Source organism: Serratia sp. CC22-02 (genome assembly GCF_900182895.1).
GTDB lineage: Bacteria > Pseudomonadota > Gammaproteobacteria > Enterobacterales > Enterobacteriaceae > Serratia > Serratia nevei.
In genome coordinates, this window is the sequence record NZ_FXUD01000001.1 from 801,002 (window position 1) to 815,328 (window position 14,327).

Sequence of the window (14,327 nt, forward strand, 5' to 3'; positions counted from 1 at the left end):
GGGCCTCTATTATTCCGATTAACCACATTGGAAATATCAAAATGAAAATAAGCAAGCCGCAGGATATTGAACGCAGCGCTATCAAGAAATTGACGCTGCATATTGTCCCCCTCATGATTTTATTGTATTTCCTGGCCTTTCTCGATCGCAATAACATGGCCTACGCCGCCAAAGCGCTGGAAGATAACCTGGGCCTGACCGCCTCGGCCTTCGGCTTCGCCTCCGGGATTTTCTTTATCGGGTATTTTCTGTTTGAAATACCCAGCAACGCCGGCACCATTAAATTCGGCCCGCGCATCTGGTTCGCCAGAATATTAATTTCCTGGGGCATCTTCGCGACCCTGCTCGGCTTTGTACGCACGCCGCTGGAGCTGTATATCTGCCGTTTTATGCTGGGCGTGTGCGAAGCCGGATTCTTTCCCTCGGTGGTGTATTACTTCACGGTGTTCTTCCCGGAAAAATACCGCACCAAAATTCTCGGCATGTTCATCATCGTCCAGCCGCTGTCCAACGCCGTCGGCTCGCCGATTTCCGGCTTTATTCTCAATATTCAGCATGATTGGTTCGGGTTCGCTCCCTGGCAGCTGCTGTTTATCCTCGAAGGGCTGCCGCCGATCGTCATCGGCCTGCTGATCCCGTTCCTGATCAAGAACTCGCCCAAGGACGTCGGCTATCTGAACGTGGAGGAAAAGGCCTGGCTGATGAGCAACGCCGGCCGCTCCAAATCCGGCTCTAAAATCACGCTGGGCGACTTCCTGAAAGGGATTAAAAACAAGAAATACCTGCTCTACGCACTGCTCAACTTCGGCATGGTGTGCGGCATTTATGGCTTCGGCACCTGGCTGCCGTCGATCATTACCGCCCTTTCCGGCAGCGATATCTTCCGCGTTAGCCTGCTGGCGCTCATTCCCTACGGACTGGCCGCGCTGCTGGTGTACCCGTGGAGCCTGTGGGCCAGCAAAACCAAAAAGCTTGGCGTGTTCGCCGGCCTCAGCATGGTGGTCGCCGCTATCGGCCTGATGGGGGCGGTGACATTTTTTAAATACGATCCGCTCGTCGCGCTGTCGTTCCTGTGCATCGCCGCCATCGGCATCTACACCGCCGTACCGCCGTTTTTATCCATGCCCGCCAACATTTCCACCGGCGCGGCCGCGGCCGCCGGGCTGGCGGTGGTCAGCTGCATCGGCAATATCGGCGGCTTCGTCGCGCCTTATGCGGTGGGCGTATTGAACGATCTGACCGGCAGCAGCGCGCCGGGGCTGTTTTTCCTGGCCTCGTGCCTGCTGGCCACCGGGTTGATCTGCATTTTCTACTGCGCGAAACAGCGTGAAGGCGTCATCAATGCTTAACGAACAATAAGGAGTCAATCATGGGCGATCTTGCAGGCAAAAAGGTCTTTATCACCGGGGCGGAACAGGGCATCGGCCGCGCCACCGCAGAGCGGTTGATCAAGGCCGGTTGCGACATCTATTTTCACTATCACAGCGACGAAAGCGGCCCCAAAGCGCTGGTGGCGCTGGCCCATTCATTGGGGCAAAAGGCCGCTTACGGCTACGCCGATCTCATCGATACCGACGAAACGCTGCGCTGCGTCTCGGCCGGCGCCGAGTTTCTCGGCGGCATCGACATTCTGGTCAATAACGTCGGCGGCATCGTCGGGCGCAAATGGTTGGGCGAGATCGAGCGCGCCTTTTGGCAAACCGTAATCGACGTGAACATGACCACCATGCTGAACGTGACCCAGAGCGCGCTGCCGTTCCTGAAGGCGGCAAACGGCGCCAGTATCGTCAACCTGGCCTCGCAGGCCGGCCGCGCCGGCGGGCACTCCGGCTCGCTGGTCTATTCCGCCACCAAGGGTGCGGTGCTCACCTGGACACGCTCGCTGGCAGCGGAGCTGGGCGAATACGGCATCCGGGTGAACGCGGTGGCCCCCGGCCTGATCCTCGGCACCCGCTTCCATAATCGCCACACCACCCAAGCATCGGCGGAGGAAACCGTTCGCGCCATCCCGCTGGGCCGCGCAGGCACGCCGGACGACGTGGCGCGCGCCATCGCCTTCCTGGCGGCGGAATACGACGGCTTCATCTCCGGCGCCACCCTCGACATCAACGGCGGCATCTACCGCATGTAGTTCAACCGCGGGCGGCACGGCTGCCGCCCTCTCATTCAGGAATCGCTTTATGATCAAATCCGCCATCACCCACCCGCCGCTGCTCGCCGCGCTGGCGCAATGCGGGCATAAAACTCAGGTGCTGATCGCCGACGGCAACTACGCCTGCGTGACCCACGCGCCGAAAGACGCCACCGTGGTCTATCTGAACCTGGCGCCCGGCACGCTCGCCGCCCCGCCGATCCTGGAAAAACTGCTGGCCTGCATCAACGTGGAAAGCGCCACTCTGATGGCCTGCCCGCCAGACTTCACCAATACCATCGAAGCCGAATACCGACAGCTGCTGCCGGCGCAGTGCCCGGTCGAACACCTGCCGCGTGAGGCGTTTTACGCCGCGGTCAAATCGGATCGGACGCTGCTGGTGATCGCCTCCGGCGAACAGCGCCGCTTCGCCAACCTGCTGCTGACGGTGGCGCCGGTGGTGTGACACGCGAATTATTTTTCGTCTGAAAACGTCCCCAGCCGCACCACCGGAATGTCCGCCAAGCGAGTGGTGTAGGCCGGCGACAGCATGTCGCGCTTCATTTGCCACGGCTTGACGATCCCCTGCCCGGCGAACCACACGCGCCCACGCCCCTCCTGATTCAGGCGATCGAGGGTCGCCATCAGCCGCTCGCTGTTGCGGCGCGGCGGGCAGTCGTCGAACAGATCGATCTGCGCCATGGCGGCGGCGCTGAAATCCCCCAGCACCACGCCGCCCTTCAGGTAACGTCGCCCTTCCTGCCAGATGCTTTCCAGCGCACGCACCGCCATGGCGATAATGTCGCGGCTGTCGTTGCTCGGCGTTTGCAGCCGGGCGGTGCCCATATTGCTGTAATACCCCTCGCCCGCCGAATGCGGGCTGGTTTTGATAAACACCGACACGTTGCGACAGTAGCGCTTTTCCTGCCGCAGCTTTTCGGCGGCGCGTTCGGCGTAGCTGCAGATCGCCTCGCGCATGTGCGGGTAATGCGTCAGCCGCTGGCCGAACGAGCGGGAGCAGATGATCTGCTCTTTGGCGGCCGCCTCATCTTCCCACTGCAGGCACGATTCGCCGCGCAGCTCGCGTATCGTGCGCTCCAGCACCACGCTGAAGGTTTTACGCGCCAGCCGGGTATCGCAGTCCGCCAGCTGCAGCGCGGTGTGAATGCCCATCGCCTGCAGCTGGCGAGTCAGGCGGCGGCCCACGCCCCACACCTCTTCCACCGGGAGCAACGCCAGCAGTTTGCGCTGGCGCGCCGGATCGGATAAATCCACCACACCGCCGGTACCGCGCCATTTCTTGGCGGCGAAGTTGGCCAGTTTGGCCAGCGTTTTGCTCGGCGCAATGCCGACCCCGACCGTCAAATGCAGCTCGCGCCGGATGCGATCGCGCACCCGCTGGCCGAACGGCTCCAGCGCTTCGCAATGCGCCACGCCGTCCAGCCGCAGAAAGGCTTCGTCCAGCGAGTAGATCTCCACCGCCGGCGCCATCTCTTCCAGCGTGTCCATCACCCGGCGGGACATGTCGGCGTACAGCGCGTAGTTGGAGGAGAACACCGCGACGTTGCGGCGGCGCATCTCCTCTTTGATTTTGAAATAAGGCGCGCCCATCGGCACGCCCAGCGCCTTCGCCTCGGCGCTGCGGGCGATCACGCAGCCGTCGTTGTTGGACAGCACGATCACCGGCCGCCCGCGCAGATCGGGCCGAAAGATGGTCTCGCAGGAGGCATAGAAGCTGTTGACGTCTACCAGGGCGAACATGGTTGCCGACCTTTCATCGTCAGTGGGTTGTTATTCATAACGGCACCAGATTACTGTTCATACATACAGTATTTGTATTTTTCTGGCGACGATCAAGTAGAAACCACCCCATCGCTGCTATCCGTTTGATGCGCTTTGGCTTTTAACTCAGCCTCCGTTTACCTGGAGCCGAGTTTTTCATTAATGGCGAACTTCACGCAGATCGAAACGAATCGGAATGGTCACGCTGAATTCCGCCTGCCCCGCTGCGATCTCGTTGCCGGGTGCGGGCAGTGGAGAAGCGCGCTGCGGTAACTGAAGCGCCTCCCGGTCGAGCGAAGCAACCCCACTCGATCGCAATAGCTTCACACCCAGCACGTTCCCCTGTCGATCCAACGTCACGGCAACCTGAACAACCCCCTGGCGCTGCTGGCGTACCGCCAGAGCCGGGTAGCGTTTGAAACGGCTCAAATGCGCCAACAGTAGGCCGCTCCAGACCGAGGCATCCTGACTCAGCTGCGACGCCACGCTGGTTTGCGGCGCGGCAACACGCTTTCCATCCAGAGACGGCGGCGCGCTGGTGCTTGATGCTCTTGAGCTTGCAGACGCTATTTTTTCCTGTTCCTCCTGCCTTGGGCGCGGCGGTTCCGTTTTCGGTCTGATGGGGGCGTTCCGTTGTCCTTTAGCCTTGCTCTGCCGCTCCGTCGCACGCGGCGCATGAATCAGCGGAGGCATCGCCGCCTCCGGTTCCCGATTGGCCTGCCGTTGCGCCACCGCCTGCACCTGGCGCACGCCGGTTGGCATCGGCTCTGCGTTGGGGGTCGATTCCGCCTGCTCGGCAACCATCATCAACACCATCGGTTGCGCCGCGGGCAGCAACGGTGGCACCAGGTGATAACCAAGGCCAAGCAACAACGCACCATGCAGACCCAACGCCAACACATTGGCGGTAGCCCAGCGCAATCGCCCGCCTGTAGGCGGTAAAGATAAATCGGCAGGTAATACGTTGTGATTCAACATGGAAAACGATACTCAGGTTAAGCGTGAAACCGACCAACGTACGCAACGGTCACGACGGTCGGGGCATGTCAGAAAAGTCGTTTAGGCACGCGGTACCGGGCAGGGAAAGAGAAAAAAAAGGCCAATCAAGAAGGAAAAATACAAATAGCAGAGTAAAAAACTTTAGGATACGGTGATGAAGTATTTTGACAGCATATTTACCCTAACCGGCAGCGCACCGGGCAGAGCCGCAATGACGCGCTCGGGGTCAGCCAGCGGGAACGCGCCGGAGAGCCGCAGGCCGGCGACCTCCGGCCGGCAGCGGATAACGCCCTGACGATAACGCCCCAGTTCCATCAGGAAGTCGTCCAGCCGCATGTTGTCGGCCAGCAGCATGCCTTGCCGCCAACCGGGCTCTTGCGTCACGCGATACGGCTCGCCAATGCCTTGCCGGCTTAATCTGCCGCCCTGACCGGCGTTGAGCACCGCGTTCCGATGCGCCGGCGAAAGGATCGTGACGCGGCCAAGATAAACGGCGATATCACTGTAGGTTTCCCGCAGGCGAACGCTGAAGCGAGCAGCCTGCGCCACGATCTCGCCCTGCGGCAGCCTCACCGTCAACGCGCCGCTTTCCGGCGGCAGATTCACCATCATTTCACCTTCCAGCAATGCGGCCTGCTGACGGCTGACGTTGACCGCCGTTTGCGTGTTCAGCATCAACTGCGCACCATCCGCCAACGCGACGGTTTGCTGCTCCCCCACCGCCGTGCGGTAATCCGCCAGCCAGGGGCGCCATGGCAGCGCGCCAGAACCGATGCCAACCGACCCCACCACGCCGATGGCCGCCAGGCTTCTCAGCAACCGACGGCGCTGTGGGTTTGGCAACTGCGACAGACTACGCTGCGCCGCCGCCCCGTTAAGCAGAGAAAAACGGGATGAAAACGCGGCGATATGCCGCCAGGCGCGTTCATTTTCCGGTTTCGCCTGATACCAACGCCGCCAGTTTTCCCTATCCGCGTCGCTTGCCTCTTCCGACATCAGCTGGGTTAACCAGTCGGCGGCCTCACGCGCGCTCTGCCGATCGATATCCGATTCCATCATGGGCTCCGCACTTGCCGTTACGCCGCCAATGCAAAGAAACAGTGCAAATTGGCGCGCTGCAGATATTGTTTCACCGAGCTGGTCGACACCCGCAAACGTTCAGCGATGTCGCAATAACGCATGCCCTGCAGGTGCGCCAACAGGAAGGCCTCGCGGACGTGCGCCGGCAATCCGTCCAACGCCTGATCCAACTGTTCGAGCATTTCGAGGGTTTGTTGACGGACTTCCGGCGAGGGAGCCTCGATCGCCGGCAGCTCGCTCAAGGCCTGCAGATAGCTCTCTTCGATTGTTTTACGCCGGTAATAATTCGCCACCAGCCGGCGCGCCACGGTCGCCAGGAAGGGGCGTGGTTGCCGAATGGCAAGCAACTGCGGGCTCAGTAAAATACTGATGAACGTATCCTGCGCCAGGTCTTCGGCGTGATGCGCGCACCCGACCTTCTGTCTCAGCCAATGGCATAGCCAACTGTGGTGCTCAAGGTAAAGCTGTTGAGCAAACCCGTTGGCTGCCGCGGCCTCTTTCCTTGCCATTCGGTGACACCAATTGATAATGAGATTGAAAATGATAATTATTATTATTTTAAAATTGTAACTTCTGTGTCAAGCGATTGCTGATGATTTATAAACGGCGAAAAAGTAGGGAAATACGGGAGAGAAAACGTGAAAAGGGGCCGAAATGGCCCCTGTCAGCAGGATATTCAGAAACGTTGGCTAACGCTAAACTTGATGTTACGCCCTACGCCGGACACCGATTCGCCCAGGTAAGGGTAATAATCACGGTTGAACAGGTTGTCCACCGCGACGCGAGCTTCGAAGCCCTGCAAACCGCTGGGCTGCCACGAGGCGAACAGGCCGTGCAATGCATAACCCGAGGTTTTCGGCAGCGCCCAGACAACGGCCATCGGATCGCCGTCGGCCGGTGAACGATCCTGTTTACGCACAAAATCGCCGGTCCAGCCGAAGGCCATGTCCCACTGCGGCACTTTCATGCCCAGCATCGCGTGTGCCGTAACGGGTGGAATTTCGGCAATCCAGGTTTCGCTGCCCCACGGATCGCGTGGTGAAGCGTCGCGTTTGCCGCGAATCGAGGAGAACGACAGGCTGCCGAACAGGCTTTCGCTGTCATAAAACGATTCGAGCTCCACGCCCTCAATGGTATAGCCCGGCAAGTTGCGATAGTTCGACAACGGTTGCCCACATTGGCCACCGTGCCGTGCGGCGTCGCACACTACGCCGCGACGGTAGAAAATCTCGTCCTTGCCGCGATTGCGGAACAGCGTAGTGCGGATCTGCAGGCTGTCTCTCGCCATCAACACATCGTTGAAGTCCAGCACCGCGCCGAGGCGAACGCCCGTCATGCGTTCCACCTGCAGACTGCGGCTGGTGCCGGGCACGCTGGAAGCGGCGTATTGCACTTCATACTGTTCGTCAATCACCGGGGCGCGCCAGGTGCGGCTGACGTCGGCAAACAGGGACAGATTCGACGTCGCTTTCCACATCACGCCCAAATGCGGCGACCAGCCGGTATAGGTCACGCTGCTGTAATCATGGCCCACGAGCGGATCGCTGTCGTTATAGCGCGGAGCTCGGTTCGGTTGCCCGGTGTTGGTCACGTGATCGTAACGCACGCCCGGCGTCACGGTCAGGCTGCCGAAGCTGACCGCATCCTGCAGATAAACGCTGCGGGTTTCCTGTTCGCCCGCCGGCATGTAATACGGCTGGAAATAGCCGTAGTTGTAACTGGCGTTTTTCACCTGCGAGGGGTAATACATCAGGGTATCCCGCTGATGTTTATGCCAACGCGCGCCGAGCAACAGCTTGTGTTCCAGCGGCCCGCTGGCGAAACGGCTTTCATTGCTGACGTCAAACTGCCGATCGGTATAGTTCACCCAGCTTTCATTGCCCAACGTACCGAGATAGCTGAACTTTGAAGCGGAATCCGGCCGCTTGTCATGCTGCTCTGTCTTCGAATAGGCGTAAGACAGCGTCAGATTCAGCAACGGCTGCGCTTCCGGCGCCAGATTCCATTTCACCGAGTAATTGGTGTCTGTCTGGTCGCGATACACCAGAATGCGGCGCCACGCTTCTTCCCGGCCATATTTATCGATATCCGCCTGGCTGGGCGCGGCGATATCGTCCCGCTTGGCGGCAAAAGGCTGCCAGCCATCGGAATCGGAGCGCATCGCCGACAGCGTCAGCGTTTGCGCCTCGCTCAGATAAATATTGGTTTTTAACAGGTAGGAAGCCTGATCGTTGGCGGAATAGGCAAAGCGCGTGCCGTCCGGCCGCTTCAGGTTGCCGCCGTCACGCTTGCTCATGTAGATCAAACCGTCGGCAAATCCTTCCGGCGTACGGCCGTACAACGCGCCGCTGTAAATGCCCTGGCGATCGTTGGTGTGGTAGCTGTACTTCAGCAAGCCGCCAAAATCTTCGCCCGGCAGCAGCATATCCCCGGCATCTTTGGTCTCCAGCGTAATGGTCCCGCCAAAGCCGCCATTGCCGTTCAACAGATTGTGCGGCCCCTTATCGACCTCAACCTTTTTCAGCAGTTCGGGTTCGATGAATACCGAACCCTGCCGATATTTCTCAAATCCCTTCGGCGCCCCGTCCAGCACCACCTTCACATCTTCCATGTCGCCCATGCCCCAGATATTCAGGCTTTGGCCGCCCGGGCGCGGCGATCCCGCCATCCCTACGCCGGGCAAGCGATCAAGCAAACTGGCGATGTTATCGGCCTGTACGCGTTCGATGTCTTCTTTATCCAGTACCGAACGGCCGGCGGCGACGCTGTCGGACAAACCGCCGACCACCGACAGTTCCGGTATCGTCAAAGGCTGAACCGGCCCGGCGTCGACCAACCGATATCCCTGTGCGGTTTGCTGAGCGCGCAATCCGCTGCCCGCCAACAGCGTATCGAACGCGTCGGTGAGGCGGTAATGTCCCTGCAGACCCGCGGTGCTTTTTCCACGCGTCTGTTCGGGCGTGAAAATCACTATCACGCCGGCCTTAGCGGCCGCCGTCTGCAAGGCGGGCGCCAGGTCACCGGCGGGTATGGCGAAGGAAAGGATAGCGGGCTGTTCAACCGCCGAGGGTGGTGCCGATGCACCGGGCGCCGCCATCGCGGAGGTGAGCATGCCCGATAGTGCGCATCCTATCCCGATAGCGACGCGTTTCCCGGTCATGCGTTTGGCTGATGTGAACGTACGCCCTGCGCCGTTCTTGTTTTTTATGGCCATGAAGGATTCCCCTGAGTGTATTGAACTGGAAACTCAGTAGAGAGGTCACGCCAACGAAAAGATCGGGCAGAAAAAAATGAAAAAAAGGACCGAAGTCACCGCGCCGCGTAGACGATAAAAGTCACCACGCCGAAGATCTCCAGCTGCGCCTCATCGTCGAACACGATCGGCGCGTAGGCGGGATTCATCGGCAACAGCCGCACGTCGGGGTGGCGCTGCAGCTTTTTGACGGTGAATTCCCCGTCCACCGCGGCGATCACGATATTGCCGTGCTCCGGCGTCAGGGCGCTGTCGACGATCAGCAGATCGCCATCCTGGATATTGCCGTCGATCATCGACTCGCCGCTGGCGCGCACGAAATAGGTGGCGTTGGGGTGCCGTACCAGCAGCTTGCCGATATCCAGCCTGCTCTCGACATAGTCCTGCGCCGGGGAAGGAAAGCCGCAGGCCACGCGATCGGCAAACAGCGGTAACGTCAGGGGTTCATCTGGTGAAAAAGCATACAACCTTGAATTGCTCAGCATAATCATAACCAAACTGTATATTTATACAGTTAAGCATAAACAAAACGCGAACGCGTGCAACCCCCAATCCCCCTGCGGATCGCGCTTTCCCGCGTAATATAATAATTTTCTGAGTGATTTTTCCTGCAGCTTTTGGCGTTCTTCGCGTGTGTTTACACACATGATACCCACCAAAACTGTGGATAATGCGGCACTCAGACCGTTGGCGTATCGATGGGCAGGATGAGTGAGGGATTGTCATTGCGAACGGCGCCGACGGCGGGCGATACCGGTTGCCAGACGAAATCCTCTGCCTGCAGGCTGTACACGTCAGCCTGCATTTGACCAGAGGGCGGGACTAAGCGGGTGTCGAGCCAGTCGCGCGCGGCCGTCGGTCTCTGCTGCGTACAGCGCCGCAAAGAACAGCGGCAGGCCTTGCCTCACGGGAGGAACGGCGGACGGCCTTACAAAATGACGCCAATAAAATTGCGACTGGCAATGGCATCAATGGGACGGCCAGAGACGAAAGTCAGTACGTTATGCCAGGAGCTTGGGATAACCCGACAAACGCTGTACCGCCACATTTCCCCTGATGGTCCACTGCGAGCTGACGGTATAAAGCTGCTCAACCGGGGATAATTTTAGCGGACGGAAAAATCTGGAGTTCCGGCGTAGAACCCCGAATAAGGAATAATCCTTAATTCATTTCAGGATTATTAATTCCATCTAAAACCTCTCGGCAATATTCTTTTTTATAGGCTTCATCATTACTTAATGACTTAACCAAAAAATCAGCATTTTTCCAACCATTATCCCAATGCGTATCGAATCCTGACTGTTCATACTTTAATGTTCTAGTTAATGAGTCTTTTATTTGTTTTTTATATTTATCAATTTTCTCATTGGGTGCCCCACAAACATCATATGCAACACGAGCATTTGAGCCAGAAAAACCTATTGCTGAAATTGCCATCGCTTCGTTTGATTTGTCGAAATCATTCGCATATGCCACAGCATTAGATAAAGCGAATATGACAAGAGCAGGTATGGTTTTTTTGTATGAAATCATCTTTTACCTCTAACTCATTGATTGTTCATGGGGTCAGTTTGGATATCGAAAATTATTGTACATTAAGGCTGCTTTTTAATCAGTCTCAACTTCTTTATAGAAGGCCTGAATGCGACAAACTTGGGAAGTACTGTAGCCTGTCGCGTCTGCTGTTTCTCGGATGCTCAGTTTCTTAATCTGTCGGTAGTGCCTGATCCATCCTGCACGCTCCATCTCGCCGCTGGCGCGCACGAAGTAGGTGGCGTTGGGGTGCCGCACCAGCAGCTTGCCGATATCCAGCCTGCTCTCGACATAGTCCTGCGCCGGGGAAGGAAAGCCGCAGGCCACGCGATCGGCAAACAGCGGTAACGTCAGGGGGTCACCTGGTGAAAAAGCATACAACCTTGAATTGCTCAGCATAATCATAACCAAACTGTATATTTACACAGTAAGACATAAACAAAATGCGAACGCGTGCAACCCCCTATCCCCCTGCGGATCGCGCTTTCCCGCGTAATATAATAATTTTCTGAGCGATTTTTTTTTACGCCTGCTAAGCGTTTCACCGCCCCTTGCACACACGTTATCCACCAAAACTGTGGATAACCTGGCGGGGCCACCGGCAGAGCGTCATTCCCTACGCGAGCGGGATCAGGATCCTGTATAATCCCCACACCTGCTAATAAGAATTCACTCCCGTCGGCGCCTCGTCACCGACGGTCACGAGAACGTTATGAACAAGCACCTACTCCTCGTAGAAACCGACGATATCAAACAGGAATGCCTGTCGCGCCACGCGGTCTGGCAGCGCAACGATCTGGCTCAGGCGCAACAGGATTGGCTGGCGGAAGAAGTGCCGGTCGCCCTGGTGTACAACGGCATTTCCCACGTGGTGATGATGGCGACGCCGAAAGATCTGGCGGCCTTCGCCATCGGTTTTTCGCTGTCCGAAGGCATCATTGCCTCCCCCGACGATATCTACGACATTCGCCAACAGCCGGCCTGCAACGGCATTGAAGTGCATGTGGAACTCTCGAGCCGCCGCTTTATGCAGCTGAAAGAGAAGCGCCGCAGCCTGGCCGGCCGCACCGGCTGCGGTGTCTGCGGGGTGGAGCAGCTGCAGGAGGTCGCCCAACCCATCGCGCCGCTGCCCTTCACGCAACGCTTCGATTTGGCCCTGCTCGACCGGGCGTTGGCGCAGCTGCAGGAGGTGCAAACGGTGGGGAAACTGACCGGCTGCACCCACGCGGCGGCCTGGATCCAGCCGGACGGCGCACTCAGCGGCGGGTGTGAAGACGTCGGCCGCCACGTGGCGCTCGACAAACTGCTGGGCTACCGCAGCCAACAGGCGTGGCTGCAGGGGGCGGCGCTGGTGTCGAGCCGCGCCAGCTATGAAATGGTGCAAAAATCCGCCATGTGCGGCGTCGAGATCCTGTTCGCCGTTTCCGCCGCCACCCGCCTGGCGGTCGAGGTGGCCGAGCGCAGCAACCTGACGCTGGTGGGCTTCAGCAAGCCGGGGCGCGCTACCGTCTATACGCATCCGCAGCGGCTCTGGCAATCGACGCCGGCGGCCTAACGCCGCCGGACAAGAATCGACTATTCTCAATAGCAGAACACCAGGAAGCCCCACGTCATGATCATTCGCCCGAACCAGAACTGGTTTATTCGCCTGTTCGCCTGGCACGGTTCCGTGCTGTCAAAGATCACCTTTCGTCTGTCGCTGAACGTACTGATGTCGATAGTGGCGGTGATCAGCTATCAATGGTACGAGCAGCTCGGCGTACATTTAACCATCGCGCCGTTCAGCCTGCTGGGTATCGCCATCGCCATTTTTCTCGGCTTTCGCAATAACGCCGGCTACAGCCGCTTTGTCGAAGCGCGCAACCTGTGGGGCTCGCTGCTGATTACCGAGCGATCCCTGCTGCGCCAGATCAAAAGCCTGCTGCCGGACGAACCGGCGGTGCATCAGAAGGTCGCCAAGCTGCTGATCGCCTTCAGCTGGAGCCTGAAGCATCAGCTGCGCGCCACCGATCCGACCGCCGATCTGTACCACAACCTCACCAGCAAAGAGCTGGCGGAAGTGATCGCCAGCCCGATGCCGACCAACCGCATCCTGCTGATGCTGGGCCAGGAGATCGGCAAGCTGCGCCGCCAGGGGCTGCTGAGCGACATCACCTTCGAGCTGCTCGACAACAAGCTGAGCGAACTGTCCCATGCCCTCGGCGGCTGCGAACGGCTCGCCAGCACGCCGGTGCCGTTCGCCTATACCCTGATCCTGCAGCGCACCGTTTACCTGTTCTGCAGCCTGTTGCCTTTTGCCCTGGTGACCGACCTGCATTACATGACACCGTTTGTTTCGGTGTTCATTTCCTATACCTTCTTATCCTGGGACTCACTGGCCGAAGAGCTGGAGGATCCGTTCGGCGTATCGGCCAACCATCTGCCGTTAAACGCCATCTGCAACACCATCGAGCGCAACCTGCTGGAAATGAACGACCAAAGCCCGCTGCCGCCGCCGATGAAACCCGACGAGCACTTTAATTTGATTTGACCTATTTCACCCGAACACACTGGAGCCGAATGCAATGAATGCAAATAATCACCCGCCGCAAGCCGTATTCACGCCGGTGACGCGCCATGCCATCTTCATCGTCGCCACCCTGTCGCCCGTTCCCGCCCATCTGGCGGCGGTGCGCGCCTGGTGCGGCGACATCGCCGCCGTGGTGCGCTCGGTCGGCAAACGCGCGCCGGCGGGCAACCTCACCTGCGTCTGCGGCTTCGGCTCCGAAGCCTGGGATACGCTGTTTGGCGCGCCGCGCCCTCGCCAGCTGCATCCGTTCAGCCCGATCGGCAGCGGGGAACGCGTCGCCGTCGCCACGCCCGGCGACATCCTGCTGCACATCCGCGCCGATGAAATGGATCTGTGTTTCGAACTGGCCTCGCAGCTGGTCGGCAAGCTCGGCGACGCCGTGACGGTCATTGAAGAGGTGCACGGCTTCCGTTACTTCGATCAGCGCGCCATGATCGGCTTCGTCGACGGTACGGAGAACCCGGAGGGGCACGAAGCCTTCGACTACACGGTGATCGGCGACGAAGACGCGGCGTTCAGCGGCGGCAGCTATGTGCTGGTGCAAAAATACCTGCATGATATGCAGGGCTGGAACTCGCTCAGCGTGGAAACGCAGGAGAAGATCATCGGCCGCCATAAGCAGTCCAACATCGAGCTGGATGAAGCGGTCAAACCGTCGTCATCGCACAGTTCGCTGACCACCATCACCGACGAGCAAGGCAACGAGGTGAAAATTCTGCGCGACAACATGCCGTTCGGCCGCCCCGGCCTGCGCGAATTCGGCACTTACTTTATCGGCTATGCGCGCTCCCCGCAGCCGATCGAGCAGATGCTGGAAAACATGTTTATCGGCCGCCCAGCCGGCAACTACGATCGGCTGCTCGATTTTAGCCACGCGGTGACCGGCACCCTGTTCTTCGTGCCTTCCGCTCCGCTGCTGGAAGCGCTGGCCGACCGCAGCGGGGCCGAACTGCACTAACGTCCCTTCGGCGGCAAAGCCT

The 14,327-nt window shown here is 59.0% G+C and carries 13 protein-coding genes and 2 pseudogenes; 6 read left to right on the forward strand and 9 right to left on the reverse strand.

The window, feature by feature from the left end; genetic code table 11:
- The first annotated feature begins 113 nt into the window (after nucleotides 1-113).
- Genes QOL81_RS03895 through QOL81_RS03905 form a run of 3 tightly spaced genes read left to right on the forward strand, consistent with a single transcriptional unit; the run spans nucleotide 114 to nucleotide 2,597 of the window.
- Nucleotides 114-1,349, forward strand: a complete 1,236-nt coding sequence (locus QOL81_RS03895) for an MFS transporter (RefSeq protein WP_170310536.1) — start codon at nucleotides 114-116, stop codon at nucleotides 1,347-1,349.
- A 20-nt stretch (nucleotides 1,350-1,369) separates the two neighbouring features.
- Nucleotides 1,370-2,131, forward strand: coding sequence for an SDR family NAD(P)-dependent oxidoreductase (locus tag QOL81_RS03900; protein ID WP_060420684.1), 762 nt, complete (start codon nucleotides 1,370-1,372; stop codon nucleotides 2,129-2,131).
- 49 nt (nucleotides 2,132-2,180) lie between these two features.
- A complete protein-coding gene (locus QOL81_RS03905) occupies nucleotides 2,181-2,597 on the forward strand; it encodes an RbsD/FucU domain-containing protein (protein ID WP_063990307.1) in 417 nt (138 codons plus the stop codon).
- An 8-nt stretch (nucleotides 2,598-2,605) separates the two neighbouring features.
- Here QOL81_RS03905 and umuC read toward each other — a convergent pair whose 3' ends face one another.
- The 9 genes and pseudogenes from umuC to QOL81_RS03950 form a co-directional block, all read right to left on the reverse strand.
- On the reverse strand, nucleotides 2,606-3,892 hold the full coding sequence (gene umuC, locus QOL81_RS03910) for a translesion error-prone DNA polymerase V subunit UmuC (protein ID WP_283439664.1): 1,287 nt from the start codon (nucleotides 3,890-3,892) through the stop codon (nucleotides 2,606-2,608).
- Nucleotides 3,893-4,072: 180 nt separating this feature from the next.
- Entirely contained in the window at nucleotides 4,073-4,783 is a 711-nt protein-coding gene (locus tag QOL81_RS03915) for an energy transducer TonB (RefSeq protein ID WP_283439665.1), read from the reverse strand.
- A 270-nt stretch (nucleotides 4,784-5,053) separates the two neighbouring features.
- On the reverse strand, nucleotides 5,054-5,971 hold the full coding sequence (locus tag QOL81_RS03920) for a FecR domain-containing protein (protein ID WP_283439666.1): 918 nt from the start codon (nucleotides 5,969-5,971) through the stop codon (nucleotides 5,054-5,056).
- A gap of 17 nt (nucleotides 5,972-5,988) precedes the next feature.
- Complete coding sequence (locus QOL81_RS03925) at nucleotides 5,989-6,501, reverse strand: sigma-70 family RNA polymerase sigma factor (RefSeq protein WP_025303329.1); 513 nt, start codon at nucleotides 6,499-6,501, stop codon at nucleotides 5,989-5,991.
- Between the two features lie 167 nt (nucleotides 6,502-6,668).
- The gene (locus QOL81_RS03930) at nucleotides 6,669-9,206 is read right to left on the reverse strand and encodes a TonB-dependent receptor (protein ID WP_369819298.1); all 2,538 of its coding nucleotides are present in this window, start codon (nucleotides 9,204-9,206) and stop codon (nucleotides 6,669-6,671) included.
- Between the two features lie 95 nt (nucleotides 9,207-9,301).
- Nucleotides 9,302-9,736 (reverse strand): translesion error-prone DNA polymerase V autoproteolytic subunit, encoded by a 435-nt coding sequence (gene umuD, locus QOL81_RS03935; protein WP_283439667.1) that lies wholly within the window; start codon nucleotides 9,734-9,736, stop codon nucleotides 9,302-9,304.
- A 188-nt stretch (nucleotides 9,737-9,924) separates the two neighbouring features.
- Nucleotides 9,925-10,104: pseudogene (locus QOL81_RS25785) on the reverse strand (SOS response-associated peptidase family protein); the annotation flags it as partial.
- A gap of 302 nt (nucleotides 10,105-10,406) precedes the next feature.
- Complete coding sequence (locus QOL81_RS03945) at nucleotides 10,407-10,778, reverse strand: hypothetical protein (RefSeq protein WP_157800463.1); 372 nt, start codon at nucleotides 10,776-10,778, stop codon at nucleotides 10,407-10,409.
- Nucleotides 10,779-10,991: 213 nt separating this feature from the next.
- Nucleotides 10,992-11,183: pseudogene (locus QOL81_RS03950) on the reverse strand (S24/S26 family peptidase); the annotation flags it as partial.
- 307 nt (nucleotides 11,184-11,490) lie between these two features.
- Here QOL81_RS03950 and fdhD point away from each other — a divergent pair.
- From fdhD to QOL81_RS03965, 3 genes are read left to right on the forward strand one after another with little or no spacing between them, the layout of a single operon-like run.
- On the forward strand, nucleotides 11,491-12,333 hold the full coding sequence (fdhD, locus tag QOL81_RS03955; RefSeq protein ID WP_060439688.1) for a formate dehydrogenase accessory sulfurtransferase FdhD: 843 nt from the start codon (nucleotides 11,491-11,493) through the stop codon (nucleotides 12,331-12,333).
- Nucleotides 12,334-12,390: 57 nt separating this feature from the next.
- On the forward strand, nucleotides 12,391-13,308 hold the full coding sequence (locus QOL81_RS03960) for a bestrophin family protein (protein WP_060420654.1): 918 nt from the start codon (nucleotides 12,391-12,393) through the stop codon (nucleotides 13,306-13,308).
- A gap of 34 nt (nucleotides 13,309-13,342) precedes the next feature.
- Nucleotides 13,343-14,305, forward strand: a complete 963-nt coding sequence (locus QOL81_RS03965) for a Dyp-type peroxidase (protein ID WP_047730421.1) — start codon at nucleotides 13,343-13,345, stop codon at nucleotides 14,303-14,305.
- Nucleotides 14,306-14,327 lie beyond the last annotated feature (22 nt).

What these genes read in the sequence shown, in the direction of transcription:
- umuD (WP_283439667.1), bottom strand. Translation starts at nt 9,736, where the DNA reads ATGATTATGCTGAGCAATTCAAGGTTGTATGCTTTTTCACCAGATGAA.
- QOL81_RS03920 (WP_283439666.1), bottom strand. Translation starts at nt 5,971, where the DNA reads ATGATGGAATCGGATATCGATCGGCAGAGCGCGCGTGAGGCCGCCGAC.
- umuC (WP_283439664.1), bottom strand. Translation starts at nt 3,892, where the DNA reads ATGTTCGCCCTGGTAGACGTCAACAGCTTCTATGCCTCCTGCGAGACC.
- fdhD (WP_060439688.1), top strand. Translation starts at nt 11,491, where the DNA reads ATGAACAAGCACCTACTCCTCGTAGAAACCGACGATATCAAACAGGAA.
- QOL81_RS03965 (WP_047730421.1), top strand. Translation starts at nt 13,343, where the DNA reads ATGAATGCAAATAATCACCCGCCGCAAGCCGTATTCACGCCGGTGACG.
- QOL81_RS03900 (WP_060420684.1), top strand. Translation starts at nt 1,370, where the DNA reads ATGGGCGATCTTGCAGGCAAAAAGGTCTTTATCACCGGGGCGGAACAG.
- QOL81_RS03930 (WP_369819298.1), bottom strand. Translation starts at nt 9,206, where the DNA reads ATGGCCATAAAAAACAAGAACGGCGCAGGGCGTACGTTCACATCAGCC.
- QOL81_RS03895 (WP_170310536.1), top strand. Translation starts at nt 114, where the DNA reads ATGATTTTATTGTATTTCCTGGCCTTTCTCGATCGCAATAACATGGCC.
- QOL81_RS03905 (WP_063990307.1), top strand. Translation starts at nt 2,181, where the DNA reads ATGATCAAATCCGCCATCACCCACCCGCCGCTGCTCGCCGCGCTGGCG.
- QOL81_RS03960 (WP_060420654.1), top strand. Translation starts at nt 12,391, where the DNA reads ATGATCATTCGCCCGAACCAGAACTGGTTTATTCGCCTGTTCGCCTGG.
- QOL81_RS03945 (WP_157800463.1), bottom strand. Translation starts at nt 10,778, where the DNA reads ATGATTTCATACAAAAAAACCATACCTGCTCTTGTCATATTCGCTTTA.
- QOL81_RS03925 (WP_025303329.1), bottom strand. Translation starts at nt 6,501, where the DNA reads ATGGCAAGGAAAGAGGCCGCGGCAGCCAACGGGTTTGCTCAACAGCTT.